The organism is Microcystis aeruginosa LEGE 91341 (assembly GCF_015206885.1).
Lineage (GTDB): Bacteria > Cyanobacteriota > Cyanobacteriia > Cyanobacteriales > Microcystaceae > Microcystis > Microcystis aeruginosa_H.
Genome location: NZ_JADEXY010000007.1, coordinates 43,033 through 59,438 on the forward strand (window position 1 = coordinate 43,033; position 16,406 = coordinate 59,438).

The following is a 16,406-nucleotide window of genomic DNA, read 5'->3' on the forward strand; positions in this document are numbered from 1 at the left end:
TTTTTGGTTCTCCTTAATTGCGGAATTGGTTTAGGTATTCAGTATGTGGATTGGTTTCAGGCAGTAAAGGAATGGCTTCAGCTTCTTGGATTTTTGCTCTTTCTTCTTCTCGTTTTTCGAGTTCTATCTCAGGGCCAAAATTTAAACCTAAAGCATCGACAAGTTTATTACTATCGTTGCTGAGAACACAAAAAGGACTCATCCACATAAATAATTGTGTTTCTAAAGCAGTAGCTACTCCCAGAATTAGATGAGAAGAAGGACGTTTTCCCCCATCAGGAGTGTTTATCCAAGAATTAGTAGCAGTCGTAAAAACCTTAATCCAAGCTTGATTAATTTGGTAGTAATCCAACCATTTATCTTTAAGTGCTGCTTTTAATTCCTCAAAGTTGCTCATTTTGTCTCCTTGGCTGAATAATGATGTTCTCTCTATTAGAGTTCCCAATAAGAGGGAAAAATGATCATCATCGAGTCCTCGATAAAATTCGTGGGTAGGGTGAGTTAGGTGACGATGAGTTAGGCTATTAACTAATAAGTTAATTATGCGCCGTAACCCACTCAGAAAAAGAGTTTATTGGTGGTTATTGGTGGGTTACGATGTCCCTAACCCACCCTAGAAAATAATCTAAACCATCATTAGATCTAATTCCGCCTCGGCGTTAACTTTGGGTTTATCAGCATTAAGATAGAAATCCGATAATAAAGTGAATAACTCCCGGTCGGCAGATTCTTTAGGAATAACTCCTTCTGGTTTGGCTAAAATCTGATCGGCAATGTTGAGATAATAGTCACAAACGTAACTTAACATCGGATCCTTGTCGGCCATTTCAAAGAGAGTTTGACCTTTAACTCTGGACACACGAATATCTTCAATTAAGGGTAAAACTTCTAACACTGGCATGGGAACATGATCCACATATTTATTAATTAAATCGCGTTTTGAGGTGCGATTACCAATTAATCCTGCTAGTCGCAGGGGATGGGTGCGAGCTTTTTCCCGGACGGAAGCGGCGATGCGATTGGCGGCAAAAAGAGCATCAAAGCCGTTATCTGTGACAATTATGCAGTAATCGGCGTAATTTAAGGGTGCGGCAAATCCTCCACAGACCACATCCCCCAAAACATCAAACAAAATCACGTCAAATTCATCAAAAGCGTTCAATTCTTTTAATAATTTCACCGTTTCCCCGACGACGTAACCGCCACAACCAGCGCCGGCCGGGGGACCCCCCGCTTCCACGCATTTGACACCACCGTAACCTTCATAGATAACGTCTTCGGGCCAGATGTCTTCGTAGTGAAAATCTTTTTCTTGTAGGGTATCAATGATTGTGGGAATAAGAAAGCCTGTCAGGGTGAAAGTGCTATCATGCTTGGGGTCACAGCCTATTTGTAGGACTTTTTTGCCTCTTTTGGCTAAAGCAGCCGAAATATTACAGCTTGTTGTCGATTTACCGATGCCACCTTTTCCGTAGACCGCGAGTGTTAAAGGCATGGAAGTTCTCCTAAATGTACGTTTGAATGGTGAGTTTGTTTATCAGTGCTTCGATCGCAATTATTGACCATCTCCCCACCTCTTGGCAAGAGGCTCAATTTTTACCTACTATAGCTAGAGTGAGAATAAAAGCTTAAAAACTAGATAAATAATTTTTTAGAGCTTATAAAGTCTCTGAAATTGATAAAAACTTATAAAAAAAGCTTTATTTATATATTTAATATAAATACAAACAAAAAACAAAAAACCGCCAAAGCTTTACAAAAACTCGATAAACAGAGTTTTACCGTGCCAAACCCAGACAAAAAAGGTCAAGATAGAGGCAGTCTAGAGACCGATGTCAGATTTTCGTGAATAATCATTACAATTTTCCCGATCAGCAGATTAAATAAATCGATCCTGAGAAGGATGCTGAAAAAAGCTGTAGTACAATTAGAACAAAGTACCTGTAGGGTTTCCCATGCGAGTTAAGCAAAAAACGCTGACTACACTCTTATTAGAAAATAAGGCTCCTAAATATCGTCCTTTTCTGGGTTTTTTTCTGGCTGGGTTTCCTTTGCTGTTTTTAGCCTATGTAGTTTTTTTCCAGCGCGCTTATCTCGACTGCATTCGGTTAGGCACAAAAAGGATAGATTGTCAATATGTCCAAGAGTATAATTTTCCTGTTTCTAGTCGGGAAAATTTTTCTTTAACTCACATTAAAGCTACGGCTGTCTATCAGGAAGTTTTTATCAGTGTTGAGCAGAAAAAAACTGTTAATAACACGGTTTTATTGGTTGGAAGAAATAACCATCTCTACATCGAGAATTTTCGGGATGTGCAGTCAGCTAGTGATTTTAAAACCCGATTTGAGAGTTTTGTGAATAGATATCAAACTCAGGAAATTATTGCAAAAAGTCCCCTAGATACCTTGTCAGTACTGCTAGAACACCACCATAATTATCGCTATTATCTTTGGGGTATGTTATGCTTATTGTCTGGTCTATTGTTACTTTATGATGCCAGCTATTGGGAGAGTTATATCTTTAATCAGGTTACCGCTACCCTAACCCATAAGCGACAACATTTAACTTTTAGAAGTGAAAGTGATTATCTTCTAGAGAGAATTGTTGAGGCAAAAGTAGAAGACTACAAAGGCTTTTTAGGGTCTAATTACCGACGGATTATTTTAACCCTATCGAACGGTGAAAAAATCATTCTAAATAGCCGTTTACTGGAATCTATAAGTAACGGAAAAAGGGAAGAAAAAATCCTGGCAATGATTGCCGAAAAGTTAAACTTAACTCAAGAGGAACTGTTAATCTAAGTAAATGCGCTCCAATTCTAGCTATTTAAAGTCTCTTTTTTTCGGTTTCCTATTGGTGACTGTGTTAGTTTATGTATTACGCGGCATGGGAATATTATCCTTTTTACCCGGAGGATTAATTTTGTTATTAATTCTGTCTTCTGTGGTGACGGGAATCCTCTACGGAATCGATAAAACCCGCCGTTTTTAGGAAAATATTGGCTCTTCCTTCCAGACAGAAACGAGAAGGCTGCATCTCATTTTTGTAAATCTACTAAGTTGCGATTTTTAGGGGGAAACTCTCTGCTAAAGTCGGGCGTTACTTTCGATTTTATCACTCAATCCAAGCTTTTGGGGGGTTCTACCCCCCAAGACAGCTGCTGATACTAAATCCAGTTATTAAAAACTGATTATTTATTCTCCGTTTTGCCTTTTGCATGAGTAGAAAACGGGTTTCTCCGAGAAACCCGTTTTCTGTGCGTTACTCAACGGATTTAGTATGATATATCTGTAATAATTTAAGAGTCACTGATAATTGCTGATTGTCGGTATTTTTGCAAATGTGAGATACACCCAACGAGAAGAATCCAACGGTTCTAACGTCAATGTCAAGATTGCGGTTGTTAGTTTCTGAGCAATCCCACTGATAAAAATATCGGCTGCATCTTCTATTTGTGATATGAGATGCAGCCATTGCCAAAGGCTAACACACCTAGGCTAATTAACCAGGGACTAAAGAAGATTTGAGCGCAAAAATTTTCTCGATTACCTCTTCTACCACCTTATCGGGAGTGGAAGCGCCGGAAGTCACTCCGACGATAATTTTTCCCTCATTTAACCAGTTATCGGTGATAATTAAATCGCCACCTAAAGGTTTATGTTCGATGCGATTACCGGGGAGAATGCGCTCGGCACTATCGATATGATAGGAGGGAATGGCACGCTCGATCGCTATTTCCTGTAGGTGAGTGGTATTAGAGGAATTATAGCCCCCAATTACCACCATTAAAGAAAGCGGTTCTTTCACCAGTTCAAACATGGCATCTTGACGCTCTTGAGTGGCATCACAGATGGTATTAAAACTCATGAAATGATCTTTAAAATCGATCGGTCCGTACTTTCTCAACATAGTATGCTCGAAGAGTTTGCCAATTTCCTCCGTTTCACTTTTCAGCATCGTGGTTTGATTGGCAATACCGATATAATCTAGATCGCGATCGGGATCGAACCCCTGGGAATGAGCATTTTTAAACTTCTCTAAAAACTCGTTTTTATCGCCACCGTGGAGAATATAATTAGCGACATAATTAGCTTGAGCCAAATTTAAAACAATTAGATAAGTGCCGGCAAAAGAGCTAGTGGCGATCGTTTCTTCGTGATTATATTTCCCGTGAATAATCGAAGTATGGGCGCTTTTTTTGTGCTTTTCCACAGAATTCCACACCTTAGAAACCCAGGGACAAGTGGTATCCACAATCATGCAACCCTTATCGTTAAGTATTTGCATTTCTGAGACACTGGCCCCAAAAGCGGGTAAAATCACCACATCCCCCGATTCCACCACAGTAAAGTCTTTTTGGCCATTTTCCACCGGAATAAAACCCACGGCCATGGAGCGCAGACGCTGATTAACCGAGGGATTGTGAATAATTTCGTTAGTAATCCAGAGACGTTCCTGGGGAAAATGTTGACGAGTTTCGTAGGCCATAGCAACAGCGCGTTCTACCCCCCAACAAAACCCAAAAGCTTGAGCGAGATAGATCGTCACGTCACCCCGTTCTAAACGATAATTATTTTCACGAATTTTTTGGATCAGGTCGCTTTGATACTCATTGGTCATCGCATCCATTACTTCCTCTTTGTGACCGAATCCCTTGCGGTTATAGTTATCCGATTGCTGTAGGGTGCGTTTAAAGGATTTTGTATCCATGATTCTCTGATAGGGGTATTGGTGGCGCTAAATTGGGCGAGACAGTAGCTTGCCATATATTTAAAATACCTTATCTAGTCAGCCCAGGGAGTCTTTAGAGACTAGAGAGAAATTCCTCGTCGATATCGTAACCAAACTGTTGAGCAAAAAATTTTAAGCGAGATAAAGCAGGAATTTGCTGACTTTTCAGCCAATCAGACAAAATAAAGAGTTTTTGCATCACAAAAATCTCCAAAGCTTCGGGATTATATTGAATTCCTTCCCCGCGATGGAATTGATGGGGAACCAACATAGCAGCATAACGAGCGATTTCTCCCTGTTTTGGGTCAAGAATAAAGATTAACCAGGGATAAACCGCATCTAAACGCAAAAACCACAGCCTGACTTCCGGTATCTCCGATAATTCTCGCATATCACCCTCCGCGCGAGGATAATCTATCTCTAATTGTAGAGCTTGTTCCAGTTCGGCGATCGCTGATCGTGACTGATAATCTTGAATAATAGTCTCTAAGGATGATAGATCGAGATTTTGGATTTGATTGGGGTTAAGAGCGATTTTGACAGTCATAGGGGCAAATAAAAGGTTATATCGGGCAAAATTACGGTTTTTTATCCCTAGATCACAATGATCTATCTCAGAAAATACTCTTAATCGGGACAAAAAAACTAAGTTTGACTATTCTCTCACTCCGGAGCGGCCAGGGAAACCGGACAAAAATCGCCAAGGTTGGATTTCTCCCACAATTTAACCTCCCTTGCACACCGGGTTTTTTAGATTGATAACTATTAGGGTGATATTGTGGCTCTTCTCGACTTTGTGTGATAATTTTTGCTTATGAAATCGTGAAATGTTTACTGGGAAAGACTTTTAGAACTATTTTGTTAAATAAACTATCAGTATAGACCTCGTTTCCACACAGAAACCAGAAGAACCATATTGTCCTCGTTTGCTCATCAGTTCCCCATGGGTTCTTACTTCGCTAATTTTACCGTTTTCGAGAACAACAATGGCATCTGCCAGTGGACAAAGAGCTAATCGATGACTAATGACTATTGATAAATTTCCTATTCTCCACTGGCAGCAAGGGAGCCAGTCTTTCACTCAAAAATGAGTAATTCTCTGGATAATTATTCTAGAGGATTTAACCCTTTTTTCCTTAACTTAATTAAGGGCAATCAATCGGGATTATCAAAGAGAGTGATATCGGGGAAATGAGCTACTTTATCAATTACTTTACCCCAGACAAATCCTCGAACTAGATCGTACAGAAAAGCAAAGAGTCAACTGGTAATCCTGCTGAGGGAATCGGTAAACAAGCTAAGGAATATTAACCCGCTCACACTTGCGACTACATTTAAAACAAACAACGGTTGAGTTTTCTCTGACGAATAATACAGATTATTACATTCTCCCGCACTCGAACCAGGGATAAAGGTACAATAGAACTGTAGGGTTCTGGAGGGTTGCTATGTTTACACACAACTTAGATGACAGAAAACTGCCCCTCGATCGAGAAGGGAAAACTCTGCAAAAACTCACCTATCGTTCACCGAAAATCCACCACCTTGATCGCCCCAGCAATTTGTCAATGGTAGGGAATTCAAGGATTGTGGGATTTAGGAGGAAAATTTGCCCTCGTTATTCTTGATGGGAGTCCTGCGACAACATTTCCTAGGCATTGCTGATGTCAAAAGTGGTAGTCGCATCGGCAGTTCCCTAGCTGTGATCCCATGGTTGCCACCAAGCAACTGAAGTGAGACGGGGATATCATCCCAGAGGGGGAAGAGAAACCAGACTAAAATCCCTGGGGTTGGATTTCTCCTACAATTTAACCCCCTCTGCACACTGAGGGTTTTTTAGTCGGCAAAATCGGGAACCAGGGACAAGAATAAATTAGTCAATTTATGGGAAAATAAGCTCATCTTCTCGGCTTTTATCCCATGCAGGCCAACTTTTTTACTAATATCCTCTTACCCGTTGCCCTAGGCGTTTTAATGTTAGGCATGGGATTAGGATTAATTCCCGCCGATTTTCAGCGTATCACTCGTTATCCCAAGGCAGTCCTGATCGGTTTAGTCAATCAAATTATTATTCTACCGATCGTCGGTTTTATTATTGCTTCTCTTTTGCCTCTCCGTCCAGAAATTGCCGTCGGTTTAATGATTGTCGCGATTTGCCCCGGCGGTCCTTCCTCCAATGTTTTAACCTATTTAGCTAAGGGAGATGTGGCTCTTTCTGTTACTTTAACCGCTTTTAGCAGCATCATCACCATTTTCACAATACCTTTTTTAGCCAGTTTTACTATCCAGCATTTTATGGGTGAAAGTGCCGCCATATCCCTACCCATTGGTTCCACTATGGCGCAGATATTTTTGATTATACTTTTACCCCTGGTTATCGGTATGACTATCCGCCATTACTTCCCTTTACTGGCCAAAAGTCTGGAACCGATAACTAATCGTTTGGCCGTAATTTTTCTAGCAGTTATTATCTTCTTATTAATCCTGAAAGAATGGGAACGTTTACCTTTATTTATCGCTCAAACTGGTCTGGCAGTGATTATTTTAAATACGATTGCTTCCCTAATTGGTTTTTTCAGTGGTCGTTTATTTCAATTAACTATTCCCCAAAGAATTTGTATCGCAATTGAAGTGGGTATTCAAAGCGGCACTTTAGCTATTGCCATCACTGCCGGTTTATTAAAGAATCCCGATCTAGCCATTCCCGCAGTTGTCTATAGTTTATGGATGTATGTCAGCGCTTTTATCGCTGTTTATTATGGTCGCCAAAAAGCCGCTTTGGCAAAATAGCTAAATCGGGTGATAGGATATAGCTAAAAAACTGATAACTGATTATGTTAATTGGTAAATATTTAACCCTTGAAGAATTATCTACCTGTTCCCAAACCTATCAAAAGTACGCAGCACAAATCGACCCCTATCCAAAAAATCCTGAAACGATAACCGCTTGGCAAAATCTCGCTCACTTTATTATCGATCCAATTATTGATAATTTTGGTCGAGAAAGATTCCAATTAACCTACGGATTTTGTTCTAATGATCTGAGAAAATTTCTCCAAAAAAAAGACCCAATCACCGGCTTAAAAAACGGTAGAATCGATCCCAGTCGTGATCAACATTGCGCTCACGAAATTAATCAAAAAGGTCAATATTATTGTCAGCGATTGGGGGCAGCCTGTGATTTTCGGATTATCAATTTAACGAGCGATCGCCTGATAGATTGGATTTTAACCGCAAAATTACCCTTTGATTCTCTCTATTTTTACGGAATTAATCGCCCGATTCATATCAGCTACGGACCCCAACATAAACGAGATCTATGGACTTTTACCCCTAGAGGAACACCGACTAAAAAAGGGTTACAATCATGGTTAGAAGCCGCTAAATCTACCGATTCTGAAACAAAAAAATCCCCCGAAACTGGGGGATAACCAAGACTTAAAACCGTCTTCTTTTAGATTTCTGGTTCCTGATCGTCCTCATCGTCCTCATCGGCAGGTTCCGTGGGGAAAGGAACCGAACCCATGTCTAATTTATCCCGCAATAACTTCTCAATTTCCGCCGCTACTTCTGGCTTTTCTTCAAGATATTTAACGGCATTATCGCGACCTTGGGCAATATTTTCGCCATTATAGCTATACCATGCCCCTTTACGAGTAACCACGTTAGTTTGTTCGGCGATATCCAGCATACAACCCACTTGGGAAATGCCTTTACCGAAGATAATATCAAATTCAGCAATCCGGAAAGGAGGTGCGACTTTATTTTTAGCCACCTTAACTTTAGCCCGAATTCCGTATTCTCCTTCCGTGCCTTTTTTTAAAGTTTGAATGCGACGGATATCTAAACGTACCGAGGCATAAAATTTTAAGGCGTTTCCCCCGGTGGTCACTTCAGGATTGCCGTAGGTGACACCGATTTTTTGCCGCAGTTGATTGAGGAAAATGACCACACAACCGGATTTACCAATATTACCGGCAATTTTTCGCAGGGCTTTACTCATCAAACGGGCCTGCAAACCCACCTGATTATCCCCCATTTCCCCTTCAATTTCCGCCCTCGGCACTAAAGCGGCCACCGAGTCGATGACGACGATATCCACGGCCGAAGAACGCACTAACTGGTCAACTATTTCTAGGGCTGCCTCCCCCGTATCCGGTTGTGCTACCAGTAAATTATTGATATCTACCCCTAAAACTTCCGAATAGGTGGGATCTAAAGCGTGTTCCGCATCGACAAAGGCCGCCACTCCCCCAGCTTTCTGCACTTCTGCGATCGCATGGAGGGCTAAAGTGGTTTTGCCAGAACTTTCCGGCCCGTAAATTTCGACGATGCGGCCTTTCGGTAAACCGCCACCCAAAGCCATATCTAGGGTTAAAGCACCACTAGGCACGGTTTCCACCCGCATCCGGGTGGCGTCTCCTAAACGCATAATCGAACCTTTGCCAAAGTTGCGCTCGATTTGATTTAAGACTAAACCTAATGCCTTATCTCGATCGGGATTATTTGTCATTGTCGCCATTAATTTTGTCCCCAGTTTTCTTAAGTAGTACAGCAGTATCTAAAGATTGTAGCTTGTTTTAATCTTGATCACCAAAAAGTTAGAGACTTTTTCCAGAATGGTGATCAAAAATCAAAAGTTTTGATTTTTACAGCCAAGGTCGGCTCATCTGTTCTAATTGCGTCACCTCTTGCGCTTCTAAACTCCATCCTAAGGCCCCGGCATTTTCGATCACTTGGGCTGCGGTTTTGGCCCCCGGGATGGGAATTACATCCCCTTGGGCGATTAACCAATTGAGGGCGACTTGTGCGGGGGTTTTTTGGTATTTTGCGCCCAATTCTTGCAGTACCCTTAAAATTGGGGCTATTTTCTCCAAACCTTCTTTTTTGAACCGGGAGTCAACTTTTCTGGCTCCATCGGGCAAATTCTGGCTTTCTGGGCTATATTTACCCGTCAGTAGTCCTTGAGCGAGGGGGCTGTAGGCGAGGATGGTGACACCTAATTCCTTGGCCGTGGCTAAAATTGCCTTAGTTTCTATTTTGCGATATAAAAGCGAATACTGCACCTGATTGACCGCTAAGGGAACCTCTTTTTTCGCCAAAATCTGGCTTGCTTGACGCATTTGCTCGGCGGAATAATTACTTACACCCACGGAACCAATGCGGCCGCGTTTTACTTCTTCCGCTAGGGCATTCATTAGGGTTTCTTGGCTAATCAGGAAGGTGAAGGGCCAATGTACTTGGTAAAGAGCCATTTTATCGGTTTTTAGACGGTTTAAGCTCTCGGTAATGGCATTATGAACCGAATTCGCCCCAAATCGCCACGGTACGGGGGCAAACTTACTGGCAATATCGATGGGAATATCGCTCTCTTGCGTAAATTTTCCTAAGAGTCGTTCCGATTCCCCTAGTCCATAGACTTCGGCAGTGTCAAAAAAGGTGATTCCTGCCTCTACTGCCGCTTGAAAGGCCGCTTCTACCTGAATAGCTCCGTATTCCTTGCCATAGTTCCAGAATAGTTTATCTCCCCATGCCCAAGTCCCGATGCCCAAGGCACTGACGGAAATTCCTGTTTGTCCGAGATTAGCGGTTTGTCTAGTCATATTCCCTACAAAGGTGGCAATTTTAAAGTTTTACAAGTCAATGACAGCGTTTCTTATCAGTGCGAAATGTTTAGGCATCAAACAGGGTTGTAATAGCTGAAATAACTGCCTAGTCAGGTTGTCAGCCCCTCGGAGCCTAATGCAAAGGTCAAATAATGACTAACCTTATAACTGTTTATTTGTCCCGACGTTTTGTATCAAATAGACACCAAACCAGGCGAGGGGACTCAAGGTTAATCTACTTTATAATAAATTTTAACAACTTATTACAAAGGTGAGAGTAACGGCGATGGCCACCCCCAATTTCAGAAACCACAACTCTGAGATTGAAGCTGGAAACGGAAGGCTCCGAGGTGTAACCTAAAAAGAGAAAGCGAGATCACTGCCAACCATCCATGATTAGGTACGGGCTGAATGTCTGACCTGAACGATCATCAAGACTGGGCGGTAAAATAGGTTGACACACTGCGTTCAAGAGAACAGGGGTAAAAGTGAGGAGTTTTATTTTTAATGTCAGGTGAAGACCATTCGGCGGTTTGGCTGAGTTCACGCCGAAATCTCACGTTTGTCACCCATTGAAGTCAATCCATCTCGTCAAGATAATACTAAATCCGTTGAGCATAGGCTACTTATAAGAACAGGTAAAAAGCAAGAGGGAAAAGGCAAAAGGGGTGAATAAATAATCAGTTTTTAATAACCAGATTTAGTATCAAGATTGCAGATAAGCAGCATTTATTCAGAGTAAATCTTCCAGTTTTATGGTGATATGATTTTGATTGGGATTTTTGATAAACTTAACAACGATTTTATCTCGTTCTTCTAATAGGGTTTCTAGGGTTAATAAATTTGATTCTGTAGATTGAGAGAGAATTTTATATAAGGTACTCTCGCTCAAATTATAGTCTGGCTCATTTTCTTTGGCAATATCACTAATTTCGTTGCGATTATAAAAAATAATTCCTCTGAAATGCACAAGTATTTGTGCATTGTGATAGTTTTTCTGGGGATTAGCATGATTATTGAGAGTTAGAAGCATATAGATTCTATTCATCCCGCTTTGAAATTTACCAGCAATCTGCTTTAATGTGCTTTCTTTGTCTTTTTTTGCCTGTAGGGATGCTTTAAGTTCAATTAAACAAATTTGCAGATGATAATATAATTGAGAATTTTACCAGCATCATCGACTTTTCTCTGTAAAACTACTATAGCTTTTTCAGGGGTTTTGCCGGAAGTATAGATACTGGGTAACTCTTTTTCTAAATCGATCACCCAGATTTTATCTACTTCTGTAGATATATTTTTGTCATTTTTAGACGATAACTGTAAGTGATTAATAACTACTTTCTTTAAATCGCTCTTTTTTGTTTCTTGAATTTCAATATACTCATCCTGAGTAGGGGATATTTCTTCAATAAAACCCTGTTTTTCTAAAGCTTGATGAAACTCTTGTCTAAGGGAAAATATTTCTTTTTTTGAGTTAGACTTACTCATTCTCTGCTAAATAGATATGATTGGTTAAAATTTCTCCAGATTTCTGCACGGAGTTGATAACTTCTTTAAAGTTACGAAAATAAATACCATATTCACTGGTTCCATAATCAATAATTTTATCACCCGTGAAAAAGTAAACCCCTAAGTCTTCTTTAGCAATTGAAATTTCAGGATTTAAATTTTTTAATTGATTATCTTCAATGATTTTTGTGACATCAACATCATAACTTTTTAAGGTATGAAGATAAACATAATTGTTGAGAATATCGGTTAAAATTGGGCTATGGGTAGTGATCAAAACCCGATTATCATGCTCGGTGACAAATTGAACTAAAATATCCATTAAGCGAATTTGATTTTCGGGATGCAAATTAACTTCTGGTTCATCTATCATCAAAAAATTGTTTTTTTCCTTGGCCCAATATTTGAGATAAAGATACAAGATAGTCAACTGATTAACTGAAGATGAAGCTAGATACATAGGTAAATCTTTGCTTTCATCGAATTTAAAAGAAAATTGAATAGGTGCGATCGCTTCTAGACTAGAAATCGTGATTTCTCCTCCCATTAATCCGATCATTTTTTCAATCAGAGAATTATAAACTGAATTAATTTCTTTCTTGGTATTGAGAGAATAAAGCGACTCAATCACTTTATTCATTGGTTCTGTATAAGACCTTTTGGGTAATTGTTCTTGAAGACGTTTGAATATATTTTTATTAGTATCACCATCATCATCAATATTTTCTATTAATTCTTGCAAACGACGATTATACTCACTTCTTGTATTTCTCTCTATCTCATAAATGTACTGGTAGAAAACAGGAAAAAAGCTACGACTAGCGGGGATAAAAAAAGTATCTTCTGTCTTAGACAAAAGCACTCTTATTATTGACGGAATAATTACTGATTCCTTGTATGGTTTAGCTCTCTCAAAAAAGTCTCTGGGTATTTGATCAAATACTTTTTCGGGTATATTAGGTTCTTTTATATTTATTGTTAGGCTACCTTTGCCCTTGCTAATCTGTAAATACTCCAGATCATTATTTCCTGCAACACGAACCAAAAAAGTTGTTTTAAATTTCGTCTCTTTAAATTCTTGGATATTTGCTTGAAAAATTAATTTATTGGAACTAATAATCGTTTCTTTAATACTGGCATCAAGATTATAAGTATTAACAACTTCTTTTTCAATAAATCGGCTAAATTTATTGAGAATCTCATCGATTAATTCTTGATTAATCTTAATAGGTTTTTTAGAGTCAATTACTAAAGAATCAATTTGGGTATTTTCGGAAAACTTTCTAATATTGTCATCATTAAAAATTGTCCACAAAAGCTGAGAAACTAGGGTTTTGCCACTATTATTGTAACCAATAAAAGTATAAAACTTTTTGGTTAAATCTATAGCTTGATTATTATTTCTAATTGATCCCAAATTCTTGATCAGTAGTTCCATATTATTTTTACCAATCGCACCGAGAGGATAACTAATTTTTTAAAGGTGGACAAAATGCCCACCCTTAAAACTATTGTAAACTGCTAGTTAACTGACTTTTGGCCTTAGCTAAAGCTTCGCTTAACTTACTAGCATCCCGTCCCCCAGCTTGAGCTAAATTGGGACGACCACCACCACCACCGGAGCAGATTTTAGCGATCGCACCGATAAATTTACCCGCTTGTAAACCCTTATCTTTAATCACCCGGGGACTAAAAGCGGCCACTAAACTCACTTTATCAGCCGCGGGAGTCGAGGCCAAAATTATCGCCCCTTCCCCTAATTTTTGCTGTAGTCTTTCGGCTGCAGCCATCAAAGCATTAGCATCAATATCGCCCAAAGAAGCGACTAAAAGCTTAAATTCGCCGATAGATTCAGCTTGAGATAGCAAAGCATCCGATTTATTTAGTGCTAACTCCTGTTTAACCGCTTCTAACTGCTTTTGTGTCCCCTTTAACTCCGATTGTAGGGCCGTAATGCGATCGGGAATTTCCAGAGGTTTGACCTTAAAGCGATCGCACAAATCCCGTACCACCTGATCCCGTTCATTCAAATAGGCTAACACGGCGGGGCCGGCCACCGCTTCGATGCGACGAATTCCTGCAGCGATTCCCGTCTCAGAGATGATTTTAAATAAACCGATCTCGGCGGTATTTTTAACGTGAGTTCCCCCGCATAATTCCATAGAAACGCTAGGAATATCGATAACTCGCACTTCTGAGCCGTATTTCTCGCCAAACATAGCAATAGCTCCCTTTTGCTTCGCTTCTTCCAATCCCATCACCGCTATCTCGGTGTCATGCGCTTCGGCAATCCAAGTGTTAATCTGTTCTTCCACCTGTTGCAATTCAGCACCAGTCAGGGGACGAGGACAGTTAAAATCAAAACGGAGGCGCTCAAAACTGACGAGGGAACCTGCTTGGGAAATCCCAGCATCGACAAGCTTTTTCAGGGCCGATTGTAGCAGATGGGTCGCGGTATGATTAGCTTGGGCGCGACGACGACAGGAACGGTCAATCTGTGCATTAATTGTATCGCCGGTGGTGACAACTCCCCGCTCAATCCGACCAAAATGGATAAAAATCCCCGATTCTTTCTGCACATCCTCAACGCGGATAAGCAGATTATCGCCGGTTAAATAACCCTTATCACCGATTTGTCCACCCGATTCGGCATAAAAAGGAGTTTGATCGAGAACTACCTGCACCTCAGTCCCTGCTGCGGCCGATTCCACCGTTTTACCAGCGACTAAAACCGCCGTTACTGTTGCGGTTGCTTGCAAATCCGTATAACCGAGAAATTCCGTCGGGTGAATATGTTCCGCCAGTTTATCTAAACTACCCTGTACCGTCAAATCTATGGTTTCGTGGGCGGCTTTTGATCTTTGCTGCTGTTTTTTCATTTCCTGCTCGAAACCCGCCGTATCGACGCTTAAACCCTGCTCCTCAGCGATTTCTTGAGTGAGTTCGAGGGGGAAGCCATAGGTATCATAAAGGGTAAAGGCATCGACTCCCGAAATCTGGCTTTTTTCTTTTTCTAGAATCGATTCGAGCAGTTTCTCGCCTCTTTCTAGGGTTTCTAAAAATCTCGCTTCTTCTCGCTCTAATTCTGCCTTGATCACCGTTTCCCGTTCCCGAACATTGCCATAGACGGACTCGGAAAGAGCGATCGCAACTTCCGCCACTTTGCTGATAAATTGACCTTCAATACCGATTAAACGTCCGTGCCGTACTACTCTGCGAATCAGGCGACGCAGGACGTAACCTCTGTCAGTATTCGATGCTGAGATACCATCCGCTATCATGTGTACTATCGAGCGCACATGATCACCGATGACTTTTAGGGAAACTTTCGTTTTTTCGTCCGCTTTCTGGTAGTCTATGGCCGCTAACCGGGCTGCTTCCGCGACAATTGGGAAAATTAGGTCAGTTTCGTAGTTATTGGCGACTTTTTGCAGGATTTGCGCCATCCGTTCCAAACCCATCCCCGTATCGATATTTTTATTCGCTAGGGGTGTCAGATTGCCATCTGCGTCGCGGTTATACTGCATAAAGACGAGGTTATAAAACTCGATAAAACGGCTATCATCCTCTAAATCGATGGTTTTATCCCCTAATTCCGGGTGAAAATCGTAGTAAATTTCCGAACAGGGACCACAGGGACCCGTGGGACCCGATACCCAAAAGTTATCCGCTTCGCCCATTTTTTGGATACGATGGGCAGGAATACCGATTTTATCGCGCCAGATAGCGAAAGCTTCCTCATCCTCTTTAAAGACACTAACGACTAATCTTTCGGGGGGAAGGTTAAAAACTTCTGTGGACAATTCCCAGGCCCAGGCGATCGCTTGTTCTTTAAAATAATCACCAAAGCTAAAATTACCCAACATCTCAAAAAAAGTATGATGTCTAGCAGTCCGGCCGACATTTTCGATATCGTTGGTGCGAATACATTTTTGGGAAGTGGTAGCGCGGGTAAATTCTGGGGTCTTTTGCCCTAAGAAAATCGGCTTAAAAGGGAGCATTCCCGCAATAGTCAGCAAAACGGTGGGGTCTTCTGGTACTAGAGAGGCACTAGGGAGAATTTTGTGGTTTCTGGCCGCAAAAAAGTCTAAAAATCGCTGGCGAATCTCGCTTCCGCTTAGGTGGTTACTCATAGAAGATGTCAGTTAGTCAGAAAATGCCTATTTTATCCATTGTGGCATTTTTGCGTTTTAACTCTCCACCTTTACTCTTGCGCCGCTTGTCGGACCTGTTCTAAGTCTAAATCCAAAGCTTGAGCGATTTGTTCCACACTTAAACCCAAAGCAAGCAAACGGGGAATAGATTCCAGTTTAGCCTCTAGTTTTCCTTCCAGTTTTCCTTCTAGTTTTCCTTCTAGTTTTCCTTCTAGTTTTCCTTCCTGTCGTCCTTCCCCTTTAGTTGCTTCCTTCCATTCCTGATAGGTTTGAGATAAAGTCATAAACACCTCTCTATCCTCAGTTTCTAGGATGTTATTTACTTCCATACTAACCCGCCAACTAATCAATAATTCTAGGACATTTTCCCGGAAAGCATTACCTTGAGGTAATTCTAACAATTCTC

15 protein-coding genes and 1 pseudogene are annotated in these 16,406 nt (G+C 40.8%); 5 read left to right on the top strand and 11 right to left on the bottom strand.

Annotated features, from left to right (window positions below; genetic code table 11):
* Nucleotides 1-13: 13 nt before the first annotated feature.
* Both IQ234_RS02485 and bchL read right to left on the bottom strand, forming a co-directional pair.
* On the bottom strand, nucleotides 14-397 hold the full coding sequence (locus tag IQ234_RS02485; protein ID WP_002790982.1) for a DUF5331 domain-containing protein: 384 nt from the start codon (nucleotides 395-397) through the stop codon (nucleotides 14-16).
* A 228-nt stretch (nucleotides 398-625) separates the two neighbouring features.
* Entirely contained in the window at nucleotides 626-1,495 is an 870-nt protein-coding gene (gene bchL / locus IQ234_RS02490) for a ferredoxin:protochlorophyllide reductase (ATP-dependent) iron-sulfur ATP-binding protein (protein ID WP_002735653.1), read from the bottom strand.
* Nucleotides 1,496-1,955: 460 nt separating this feature from the next.
* On the opposite strand from bchL, the gene IQ234_RS02495 reads away from it, so the two are divergent.
* Both IQ234_RS02495 and IQ234_RS02500 read left to right on the top strand, forming a co-directional pair.
* On the top strand, nucleotides 1,956-2,801 hold the full coding sequence (locus IQ234_RS02495; protein ID WP_193955905.1) for a hypothetical protein: 846 nt from the start codon (nucleotides 1,956-1,958) through the stop codon (nucleotides 2,799-2,801).
* 4 nt (nucleotides 2,802-2,805) lie between these two features.
* Entirely contained in the window at nucleotides 2,806-2,991 is a 186-nt protein-coding gene (locus IQ234_RS02500) for a hypothetical protein (RefSeq protein ID WP_002766362.1), read from the top strand.
* A gap of 510 nt (nucleotides 2,992-3,501) precedes the next feature.
* On the opposite strand, the gene IQ234_RS02505 is transcribed toward IQ234_RS02500, so the two are convergent.
* Both IQ234_RS02505 and IQ234_RS02510 read right to left on the bottom strand, forming a co-directional pair.
* Nucleotides 3,502-4,710, bottom strand: a complete 1,209-nt coding sequence (locus IQ234_RS02505; RefSeq protein WP_193955906.1) for a 4-hydroxy-3-methylbut-2-enyl diphosphate reductase — start codon at nucleotides 4,708-4,710, stop codon at nucleotides 3,502-3,504.
* A gap of 94 nt (nucleotides 4,711-4,804) precedes the next feature.
* Complete coding sequence (locus tag IQ234_RS02510) at nucleotides 4,805-5,278, bottom strand: CRR6 family NdhI maturation factor (RefSeq protein WP_193955907.1); 474 nt, start codon at nucleotides 5,276-5,278, stop codon at nucleotides 4,805-4,807.
* A gap of 1,062 nt (nucleotides 5,279-6,340) precedes the next feature.
* On the opposite strand from IQ234_RS02510, the gene IQ234_RS21515 reads away from it, so the two are divergent.
* The 3 genes from IQ234_RS21515 to IQ234_RS02520 all read left to right on the top strand — a co-directional run bounded on the left by IQ234_RS21515 (nucleotide 6,341) and on the right by IQ234_RS02520 (nucleotide 8,162).
* A complete protein-coding gene (locus IQ234_RS21515; protein ID WP_265578462.1) occupies nucleotides 6,341-6,463 on the top strand; it encodes a hypothetical protein in 123 nt (40 codons plus the stop codon).
* A gap of 188 nt (nucleotides 6,464-6,651) precedes the next feature.
* Nucleotides 6,652-7,521 carry a bile acid:sodium symporter family protein gene (locus IQ234_RS02515; RefSeq protein WP_193955908.1) on the top strand — a complete coding sequence of 290 codons (870 nt, stop codon included), beginning with the start codon at nucleotides 6,652-6,654 and terminating at the stop codon, nucleotides 7,519-7,521.
* Between the two features lie 44 nt (nucleotides 7,522-7,565).
* On the top strand, nucleotides 7,566-8,162 hold the full coding sequence (locus tag IQ234_RS02520; protein WP_193955909.1) for a hypothetical protein: 597 nt from the start codon (nucleotides 7,566-7,568) through the stop codon (nucleotides 8,160-8,162).
* A 23-nt stretch (nucleotides 8,163-8,185) separates the two neighbouring features.
* Here IQ234_RS02520 and recA read toward each other — a convergent pair whose 3' ends face one another.
* The 7 genes and pseudogenes from recA to IQ234_RS02550 form a co-directional block, all read right to left on the bottom strand.
* Nucleotides 8,186-9,253, bottom strand: coding sequence for a recombinase RecA (gene recA, locus IQ234_RS02525; RefSeq protein WP_193955910.1), 1,068 nt, complete (start codon nucleotides 9,251-9,253; stop codon nucleotides 8,186-8,188).
* Nucleotides 9,254-9,380: 127 nt separating this feature from the next.
* Nucleotides 9,381-10,334 carry an aldo/keto reductase gene (locus IQ234_RS02530; protein ID WP_193955911.1) on the bottom strand — a complete coding sequence of 318 codons (954 nt, stop codon included), beginning with the start codon at nucleotides 10,332-10,334 and terminating at the stop codon, nucleotides 9,381-9,383.
* A 736-nt stretch (nucleotides 10,335-11,070) separates the two neighbouring features.
* Nucleotides 11,071-11,385, bottom strand: coding sequence for a hypothetical protein (locus IQ234_RS20920; RefSeq protein ID WP_228008339.1), 315 nt, complete (start codon nucleotides 11,383-11,385; stop codon nucleotides 11,071-11,073).
* An 80-nt stretch (nucleotides 11,386-11,465) separates the two neighbouring features.
* The gene (locus tag IQ234_RS20925; protein ID WP_228008340.1) at nucleotides 11,466-11,825 is read right to left on the bottom strand and encodes a hypothetical protein; all 360 of its coding nucleotides are present in this window, start codon (nucleotides 11,823-11,825) and stop codon (nucleotides 11,466-11,468) included.
* Complete coding sequence (locus IQ234_RS02540; RefSeq protein ID WP_193955912.1) at nucleotides 11,818-13,284, bottom strand: AAA family ATPase; 1,467 nt, start codon at nucleotides 13,282-13,284, stop codon at nucleotides 11,818-11,820. Before IQ234_RS02540 ends, IQ234_RS20925 begins: the two co-directional genes overlap by 8 nt.
* Before the next feature lie 70 nt (nucleotides 13,285-13,354).
* Nucleotides 13,355-15,979, bottom strand: coding sequence for an alanine--tRNA ligase (gene alaS, locus IQ234_RS02545; RefSeq protein ID WP_193955913.1), 2,625 nt, complete (start codon nucleotides 15,977-15,979; stop codon nucleotides 13,355-13,357).
* A gap of 71 nt (nucleotides 15,980-16,050) precedes the next feature.
* Nucleotides 16,051-16,406, bottom strand: a pseudogene (locus IQ234_RS02550) (flagellar assembly protein H); the annotation flags it as partial.